This is a genomic window from Pseudomonas sp. JV245A (assembly GCF_032424515.1).
GTDB classification, from domain to species: Bacteria; Pseudomonadota; Gammaproteobacteria; order Pseudomonadales; family Pseudomonadaceae; genus Aquipseudomonas; species Aquipseudomonas protegens.
Genome location: NZ_VYKE01000198.1, coordinates 1 through 7,363 on the forward strand (window position 1 = coordinate 1; position 7,363 = coordinate 7,363).

General features: G+C 59.9%; 9 protein-coding genes and 1 pseudogene. 5 read left to right on the top strand and 5 right to left on the bottom strand.

Annotation, left to right across the window (positions count from 1 at the left end; all coding sequences use genetic code 11):
* Together F6S12_RS28425 and F6S12_RS28430 are read left to right on the top strand one after the other, a co-directional pair.
* On the top strand, positions 1–679 hold a 679-nt coding region (locus F6S12_RS28425), incomplete at its 5' end, for a penicillin-binding transpeptidase domain-containing protein (protein ID WP_315869595.1).
* A gap of 149 nt (positions 680–828) precedes the next feature.
* Positions 829–1,260: a hypothetical protein gene (locus tag F6S12_RS28430; RefSeq protein WP_315869596.1), complete on the top strand. Its 432-nt coding sequence runs from the start codon at positions 829–831 to the stop codon at positions 1,258–1,260.
* Between the two features lie 335 nt (positions 1,261–1,595).
* Here F6S12_RS28430 and F6S12_RS28435 read toward each other — a convergent pair whose 3' ends face one another.
* Complete coding sequence (locus F6S12_RS28435) at positions 1,596–1,952, bottom strand: DUF6572 domain-containing protein (RefSeq protein WP_315869597.1); 357 nt, start codon at positions 1,950–1,952, stop codon at positions 1,596–1,598.
* A 523-nt stretch (positions 1,953–2,475) separates the two neighbouring features.
* Between F6S12_RS28435 and F6S12_RS33965 the strand changes: the two are divergent.
* Together F6S12_RS33965 and F6S12_RS33970 are read left to right on the top strand one after the other, a co-directional pair.
* A pseudogene (locus F6S12_RS33965) lies at positions 2,476–3,231 on the top strand (MCP four helix bundle domain-containing protein); the annotation flags it as partial.
* 66 nt (positions 3,232–3,297) lie between these two features.
* On the top strand, positions 3,298–4,086 hold the full coding sequence (locus F6S12_RS33970) for a methyl-accepting chemotaxis protein (protein ID WP_392397834.1): 789 nt from the start codon (positions 3,298–3,300) through the stop codon (positions 4,084–4,086).
* A gap of 215 nt (positions 4,087–4,301) precedes the next feature.
* Here F6S12_RS33970 and F6S12_RS28445 read toward each other — a convergent pair whose 3' ends face one another.
* Both F6S12_RS28445 and F6S12_RS28450 read right to left on the bottom strand, forming a co-directional pair.
* Positions 4,302–4,736: a hypothetical protein gene (locus F6S12_RS28445; protein ID WP_015634968.1), complete on the bottom strand. Its 435-nt coding sequence runs from the start codon at positions 4,734–4,736 to the stop codon at positions 4,302–4,304.
* 32 nt (positions 4,737–4,768) lie between these two features.
* Complete coding sequence (locus tag F6S12_RS28450; RefSeq protein ID WP_077933769.1) at positions 4,769–5,137, bottom strand: antibiotic biosynthesis monooxygenase family protein; 369 nt, start codon at positions 5,135–5,137, stop codon at positions 4,769–4,771.
* Positions 5,138–5,270: 133 nt separating this feature from the next.
* On the opposite strand from F6S12_RS28450, the gene F6S12_RS28455 reads away from it, so the two are divergent.
* The gene (locus F6S12_RS28455) at positions 5,271–5,705 is read left to right on the top strand and encodes a MarR family winged helix-turn-helix transcriptional regulator (RefSeq protein WP_019094724.1); all 435 of its coding nucleotides are present in this window, start codon (positions 5,271–5,273) and stop codon (positions 5,703–5,705) included.
* 244 nt (positions 5,706–5,949) lie between these two features.
* Here F6S12_RS28455 and F6S12_RS28460 read toward each other — a convergent pair whose 3' ends face one another.
* Together F6S12_RS28460 and F6S12_RS28465 are read right to left on the bottom strand one after the other, a co-directional pair.
* Positions 5,950–6,657 carry a DUF1266 domain-containing protein gene (locus F6S12_RS28460; RefSeq protein ID WP_077933770.1) on the bottom strand — a complete coding sequence of 236 codons (708 nt, stop codon included), beginning with the start codon at positions 6,655–6,657 and terminating at the stop codon, positions 5,950–5,952.
* A gap of 71 nt (positions 6,658–6,728) precedes the next feature.
* Positions 6,729–7,001 carry a DUF5339 family protein gene (locus F6S12_RS28465; RefSeq protein WP_227454132.1) on the bottom strand — a complete coding sequence of 91 codons (273 nt, stop codon included), beginning with the start codon at positions 6,999–7,001 and terminating at the stop codon, positions 6,729–6,731.
* Positions 7,002–7,363: the final 362 nt, after the last annotated feature.

Here is a 7,363-nt window from a genome sequence, read left to right on the forward strand (position 1 = left end):
GGCCCTGGGCACCGCTTCGGTCACGCCCATGGAGGTGGTGGCCGGCTGGAGTACCTTTGCCAACGGCGGCTACAAGATCAGCCCGTACTTCATCGAACGGATCGAAGACCGCCAGGGCGCGATCCTGTTCCAGGCCCGCCCGCCAGCGGCGCCCACCCCGCAGCAGCCGGCCCCCGAGATACCGGCGGAACAGATCGTCGACAGCCGCACCACCTACCTGCTCACCAGCCTGCTGCAGGGCGTGGTCCAGCGTGGCACCGGCCGCGCCGCCGCGGCCATGCATCGCCCGGACATCGGCGGCAAGACCGGCACCACCAACGAGGCCAAGGACTCCTGGTTCACCGGTTACAACGGCCACAACGTCACCAGCGTCTGGGCCGGCTTCGACCAACCGCAGAGCCTGGGACGGCGCGAATGGGGCGTGACCATCGCGCTGCCGATCTGGATGGAGTTCATGACGGCCGCGCTTGAGGGCACGGCGCCTTATTCCCAGGCGGAGCCGGCTGGCATCGTGACCCGGCGCATCAACCTGGAGGACGGCACGGCGGCCAGTGCGGATTCTTCCCGCACGGCGATGGAGGTGTTCAGGAGTGACAATGCGCCGCCGGTGGGCGCAGGTGAGGGGGCATCCGTCGACGGCGCTGCGGACATGCAGCGCACGCTGCAGGAACTCTTCTAGTGGCCGGGCAAGGCCCTGATGGCGAGAACCGCCCCAGCGATTTTCCAGCAACCGTTGCGTAATGAATATTTGGCCATAGGATGTGCCCGTTGCCGATGATGATCGGGCCCCCATCGTCGTGATCCTTTACTCAGTTTCAAGGTTGATGCATGAATCCGGATGACTTCAAGAAATTCAATATCGGTTCAATTATTCGGGCCACTGAAAGCTCTGCTGCGCTCAAACACCAGCTCGGCTTCCTGATCAAGGTTCTGCAAGAACTGGAGATCAAGTTCTCTGACTGCGAGCAGGATCCTTTGCGCCTGGCGAAAGCCTATGTCGCCGGGGAAATTCCTATTGAGCGCTGCAAGGCGCAGGCTGCGGTCTGGTGGGCAAAAATCGATGAGCAAGGAGCAGTACGCGAGCTCAGGGATCGGGAGGTATTGAAGGCACGACTGGCCATTTGTCTGCTGGCGAATGATGAGGACGATCTTTCCGTGTTGGGAGATAACCTCTCGTGGTTTCTTGAGGTATTGGGTTTCTTGAATGTGGAGCCGATGAAGCCCATTGCAATGATGAGAGAGTATTTCGAGTTCAAATAGAATTTCATTCGCGCCCGACTCCCTCGCCAGTGCCCTGGCCGGCAGCCTGACTACAGGCAAGGGCCCATGGGGTTTGCTGGTTCCAGCCGTCACGCGGGCGGGGTGCTCTAAGCATTTTTCCAACTGCACTGACTTGTGCCGTTGTAGAAGGAGCGGGGAGTAAGCACTGATAGCGGTGGCGCGAGCCTGTTCCGAGCGCCCGCACCGGCACGAGGAGATCGAGGGTTTTTCCATGAGCGGCATGTGGATTTCATTGCGCTTCATCGGGCGCTGATCCGGCCGGCATAAGGTATTGCTGCGCGCTGCTCAACTGGGGGCAGCGCGCAAGTGGCAGGCTACAGGCTGGGAGCCTCTTCGTTGACTTTGAGCTCGAAATCGAAGCCGATGCCGCGCTCGTTGAGGATCTCGGTAATGCGTTTGAAAAACCAATCCACCTGCTCTGGCAGTTCGTGCAAACCCAGCACTCGGATAATCAGGTGTTTGCCGCAGGCATCGGGAATTTCGCTGTAGATCTCTTCACTTTCGATGAATGTGATGTAGGTGTTGATCTTCTCTTGCAGCAGGAGCAGGTGTTCGCTGTGTGCCGCTTCGTCACCCCATTCGAGGGGGTCGACCATGATCAACAGCAGGCTGTCGGGCGCCGATTTGGGGATGGCCCAGATATCGATGACTTTTGGATTGGTGATGGACATTGCTGATCCTTCAGAACGTGGGGGCGGCGGCATTATAGGCCGTAGCGATGGGTTTCTTCAGTGGGCAATCGGTGGTCGCGGTTCCGGCCCGTGGGCGAGGCCAGGGTGGGTTTGCCCCGTTCAGGCGCAACCTGATCGAGCGGCGGCGTCTCTTTTCAACAGCGGTCTGATCGACGGTAGTGACAAAACGCCATCATCTGCTATGGCTTGTTAGGCCCCCCGTGGATAGATGCCGGGCTCCAGGTGCCATTGCCCAGAAAAATCGAGACGGCGCGGGCCGCGTTATTCGACTTAACTGATGCTCACGCGCCAAGGGGGACATGGGCGCAGGAGGACCGAGTGGGGCCTGCGTCCCGACAGGCCTGGATTGACCCGAGTGAGTATCGACGTTGCCGTGCCGGGTGGGCCGCTAACCTGGTCGTCGGCTTGTTTGCAGCTCTCTGACACTCAGTCGATAGCGTGGAATGACAGCAGGGAAGTACCGACCATTCTATTAGAGAGATAAAAAATGAACGTCAGGACAATGAATCTTGCTCCAAGGTCTGCCGTCTTTTTCTCGCTCATTGTCCTGGTGGTGTTCGCCCTGGGCATTGTCGCCGTGCTGCAAATGGGCAAGCTGCGAGACGCGGAGCAGGATGTCGAGACCAACTGGATGACCAGCATCCGCGAGATCGGCAAGATGAAGACCAGCGTCTTGCGCCTGCGTCTGGAAAGCATCCGCATCACCGTGACCACCGACGAACAGCAGCGCCAGACCCGCATCGCCTCGTTGAGCGGTTATCGATCCAACCTGCAGAACACCATCAACCAGTACGAACCCCTGATCACCGGGCCGGCGGAGCGTGAGCTGTACCAGGCTGTAGCGACCGATGTGCAGGCCTACTTCAAGCTGGTGGACGAGCTGGAGCCGCTGCTGCGCAGTGGCGACAACGCCGCGGCCATCACCCTGATCAATACCCGCATCAGCCCCATGACCAACGCCATGCAAGAGAAGATGGACAAACTCTCGGACTTCAATGACGAGGGTGCGAGGCAGGCGGGGATTACTGCCGCGTCGGTCTACAGCGGCGGCCTGACCCTGGTGCTGGTGTTGATGGGGGTGACCGTGGTGCTCACCGTGGTGTTGGCGGCGGTGCTGACCCGCAGCATCACCGCGCCCATCAGTGACGCCCTGGCCGTGGCCGAACGCATTGCCGGCAGCGACCTGTCCCGGGAGATCGGCGTCAGTGGCCGCGATGAAGCCGGCCGCCTGCTGGCCGCCCTGGCGCAGATGCAGACCAACCTGCGGGAAACCATCGCTCACATCGCCGATTCCTCCACCCAACTGGCCTCGGCCTCGGAAGAAATGACCGCCGTGACCGAAGACGCCAGCCGCGGGCTGGTGCGCCAGAACGACGAAGTCAGCCAGGCGGCCACCGCGGTGACCGAAATGAGCGCCGCGGTGGACGAGGTGGCCCGCAACGCCGAAGCCGCCGCCCAGTCGTCCCGCGAGTCCATGGAGTTCACCCGCTCCGGCATCGAGAACGTGGCCCAGACCCTCAAGGCCATCGAAGGCCTGGCCGGCAACGTCGCCACCACTGGCGAGCAGGTCAAGGCGCTGTCCAGCCGCGCCCAGGACATCAGCAAAGTGGTGGAAGTGATTCGCGCCATTGCCGAACAGACCAACCTGCTGGCCCTCAACGCCGCCATCGAAGCGGCGCGGGCCGGCGAGCAGGGCCGCGGCTTTGCGGTGGTGGCCGATGAAGTGCGGGCCCTGGCCCACCGCACCCAGCAGTCGACCCAGGAAATCGAACAGATGATCACCGCGATCCAGGCCGACTCGACCCACGCGGTGAGCGCCATGAACGTCAGCGCCGAGATGGCCAGCAGCTCGATCTCCGTGGCGCAGAACGCCGACCTGTCCCTCAAGCAGATCGCCCAGGCGATTACCCAGATCAACGAACGCAACCTGCTGATTGCCACCGCCTCGGAAGAACAGGCCCAGGTGGCGCGCGAGGCGGACCAGAACCTGACCAGCATTCGCGAGCTGTCGATCCAGAGCTCGGCGGGGGCCAGCCAGACGGCCAGCGCCTGCGGGGAGATGGCCAATCTGGCGATCGAGTTGAACCGGCTGGTGGCGCGGTTCAAGGTTTGAGCGCGGTTTTTTGCCCTACGGTGGTCTGGTTCCTCCGTAGGAGCTAGCTTGCCAGCGAAGGCGTCGGCCCAGGCGCTGCATGGCTTACGGGCCTCTTCGCCGGCAAGCCGGCTCCTACAGAAATGCGTGCTGGTCGGAGCCCCGTAGGAGCTGGCTTGCCAGCGAAGGCGTCGGTCCAGGCAACGCATGGCCTACCGGCCCCAAGGCATGGCCCTCTACAACCGACCGCTAAGCCGCAAACCATCACGCACGTTCAACCCCATCAATGTGAGGTTGGTGGCCCCGGCGATCAGTTCGATGACCTGCACCACGTAAAAACCCGTGTCGAAGCTGCCTGCCGACGCCCACTGGTTGAGCACAATTGCGCAGGGCACGAGCACCAACAGGCCGTTGGCGGCAATGAAGGGCATGCGTTTTTGCTTCGAGGCGATCAGGCGTCCCTGCCGGGCCCGGCTCAGCCCCATGCCGCTGGCTCCCGCCACTGCCATTGCCGGAATCAGCACCCAGAGCCCGGGGCTGACGATCAGTTGCTTGAGTTGAGCGATCGCATGCAGGGTTCCCATGCTTTCCACCAGCAGGGTCGAGACAAAGAACGTGGCGATGCACAGCAGGGCCAGCAGGCTGGCGGTGAGGTGGAGTCGTTTGAGCATGGGGGGCTTCCCGTCAGTCAATGGGGCTGTGTTCAAGCCGTGCAGATGTTTGGCACGGCTACCTTGGTGAACAGATGGGGCATGGCCAAGACACTTGAGGGGTAACGGCCCAGGGCGTTGGCGAAATCCGGGTGGCTGAAGGCTTCGCGAAAGCGCTCCACCGACTCCCATACCGCGTAGTTCAAGAACATGCAGCTGCCACCGATGGCCTGGTGGAGCTGCGTGGAAATGTAACCGGCACGCTGTTTCATCCAGTTGGCATCCAGCTCCCAGGCACGCAGCAGGTCGGGGATATCGTCCTGGTCGACGGTGAACAGGTTGACCAGCACCACCGGCGATTCGCTGCACTGGAGTTGCTGGTGAAGGGGAACCACGGGATCGAGCGGGCGGATGGACAACATGACGGCCTCCAGAATGTAAACATGATGACAAAGTGGTGCGATGGGCAAAAAACTAGCTCGATTGACATCATCATGTCAATGTGGAAAAGTTCGCGGCATGAAAAAACCAAACCACACCCCCGCTGGACGCGCCATGACCGATCTGGTCCTCGAACTCTTTCGAGCCAGTGCGCGCATGCTCACCGCAGGCGATCGCCTGGTGGCCGAGATAGGTCTCACCAGTGCCCGCTGGCAGCTGCTTGGCACGATCGTGGCTGCCGAGCGGGCGCAGCCGGTGTCATGGATTGCCCGTGACATGGGTGCCAACCGGCAGAACGTTCAGCGGATCGTCAACGATCTGGTGAAGGATGGCCTGCTGGAATTTCAGCCGAACCCGCACCACCGCCGGGCGCAACTGGTGCTGCTGACGGCGGCGGGAAAGGCGGCATTCGATCAGGCATTGAAGCTGCAAGCGCCCTGGATCAACGAGCTGGCGCAAGGGCTGGAGGTTGAGGAGATCCAGACCACCCAGCGTGTTCTGAACCAGCTGCGCAGCAGACTTGAGCAGGATCAGGATCAGGCGGACTGAGGGCTCGACAGCGGTTACCAGCAGCCGGCGCTGATAGTGCATTGAAGCTGTTGTGCAGCGTTCGCCAGCGACACGGGTCTCGACCGGCAGGCAGTAAATTGTTGCAAGGTGGCGATGATTGCAGGGCTGCACCAGCCGCGGGGAGGGAACAGCTACCCGTTGTGGTTAACAGGAACTGGGAGGTCACAGGATATTGTGCGCCGGGTGCTTGTGAAGCCTCCGGCGCTAGGATGTCTTGCAGGTGTTATTTGTACGAGTACTTCAAGTAAATATCGGTGTCCTGGCTGCCCCTGGCTTTCCCGTTGAGGACGTATTTGGCCATGGAGCCGATGTCGTCAAGCTCGAAGCCGTGAAGGGTCCTGCCCAGCAAAAAGGATACGGTGTAGTCCTCCCAACCTGCTCCAAGCCGGCTGGCGGTCTCGGCAGATTCGTGGATAAAGGCCCAGGTTTCCTGTTCTGTCAGATACCCCGCCCAGTAACACCATCTGGCCAATGACACCGCTCTCATGGTGTCCCAGGCAAAGGTGGATTGGGTATTTTCTACCGTCGCCAGTGAGATACCCAACTCTTTGGCGATGCTCTTCTGAACGGCTTTGACCTCGGGAAGCGGGGCCTCGATATGTTGATCGAGATCTTTGCTCCTGGAGAGGTTGGCCAGCTCGCTCAAGGTTTCCTTCGCGCTGTCGGAGTTGTCGATCTGCCATTCGCTCCTGAGTCCTGAGATGTATTTATCCAGGTTGTCTTCTGGAAGGATGGTCAGGATCTTTTCAAATCGATTGCTAAATAGAATTCCACCAAATGCCAATGCTCTTTTTTGCTTTTCGTCGAGTGGGGCATTGGAGTGCCGCGATTTGAAGTGTGTGAGCTGGCTGGATTTCTTGCGTTTCATGAACAGGTAAAGTACGGCCAGGTATGCACAGAAAATACCGGCAACCAAGATGACTATATTCATTGTTGTGGTTCTACAGGAATACTGCTGATGACGTGAAGTGGCACGTACAGCGGGTATACGTGCCTATTGAATTACTTCTTGGCCGGCATATTGCTCATGGCCTGCTTCATCATCTCGGAAGCTTGCTTGCACGCCTGTTCTTGAGCTGTGCTCGGCATCGACATCATTTGTGTTTTTGCTGCTTCATATTGCGCCTTCATTGCTTCACCTTGAGGGCTGGCTGCCACCAACTCATCAATTTGCTTGAAGTATTCGTTACAGGCGGGGCCGAGATCGGCGGCCATGGTCAGGCTCGACAGGCTGAGTGCAGTTACTGAGACGATTGAAGCGAGAGTTTTTTTCATGGAGTACTCCTCGAAAATATAATTATTCAAGAGGGAATCCTGATGGTGAACGTCAGTATTAGATATAAGAAAAGTCCCAGGGCTTAGTAGTATTTTTCGTGGTTTTATTTTCAGCTAGTTGTTGAAACGCTCATTGGTGGAGTGGGGAGGTGAGGGCGCTGGCTTGCCAGCGAAGGCGTTGGGCCAGGCGATGCATGACTTACGGGCCTCTTCGCCGGCAAGCCGGCTCCTACATGGTGCTTTTGCTTTTCCTGGTTCTTTCGGGAGTCCCGGATGTAGGCGCTCCCCCGTAGGAGCTGGCTTGCCAGCGAAGGCGCCGGCCCAGGCGCTGCATGACTTAACGGCCGCTTCGCCGGCAAGCC

What these genes read in the sequence shown, in the direction of transcription:
- F6S12_RS33970 (WP_392397834.1), top strand. Translation starts at nt 3,298, where the DNA reads ATGACCGCCGTGACCGAAGACGCCAGCCGCGGGCTGGTGCGCCAGAAC.
- F6S12_RS28430 (WP_315869596.1), top strand. Translation starts at nt 829, where the DNA reads ATGAATCCGGATGACTTCAAGAAATTCAATATCGGTTCAATTATTCGG.
- F6S12_RS28450 (WP_077933769.1), bottom strand. Translation starts at nt 5,137, where the DNA reads ATGTTGTCCATCCGCCCGCTCGATCCCGTGGTTCCCCTTCACCAGCAA.
- F6S12_RS28465 (WP_227454132.1), bottom strand. Translation starts at nt 7,001, where the DNA reads ATGAAAAAAACTCTCGCTTCAATCGTCTCAGTAACTGCACTCAGCCTG.
- F6S12_RS28445 (WP_015634968.1), bottom strand. Translation starts at nt 4,736, where the DNA reads ATGCTCAAACGACTCCACCTCACCGCCAGCCTGCTGGCCCTGCTGTGC.
- F6S12_RS28435 (WP_315869597.1), bottom strand. Translation starts at nt 1,952, where the DNA reads ATGTCCATCACCAATCCAAAAGTCATCGATATCTGGGCCATCCCCAAA.
- F6S12_RS28455 (WP_019094724.1), top strand. Translation starts at nt 5,271, where the DNA reads ATGACCGATCTGGTCCTCGAACTCTTTCGAGCCAGTGCGCGCATGCTC.
- F6S12_RS28460 (WP_077933770.1), bottom strand. Translation starts at nt 6,657, where the DNA reads ATGAATATAGTCATCTTGGTTGCCGGTATTTTCTGTGCATACCTGGCC.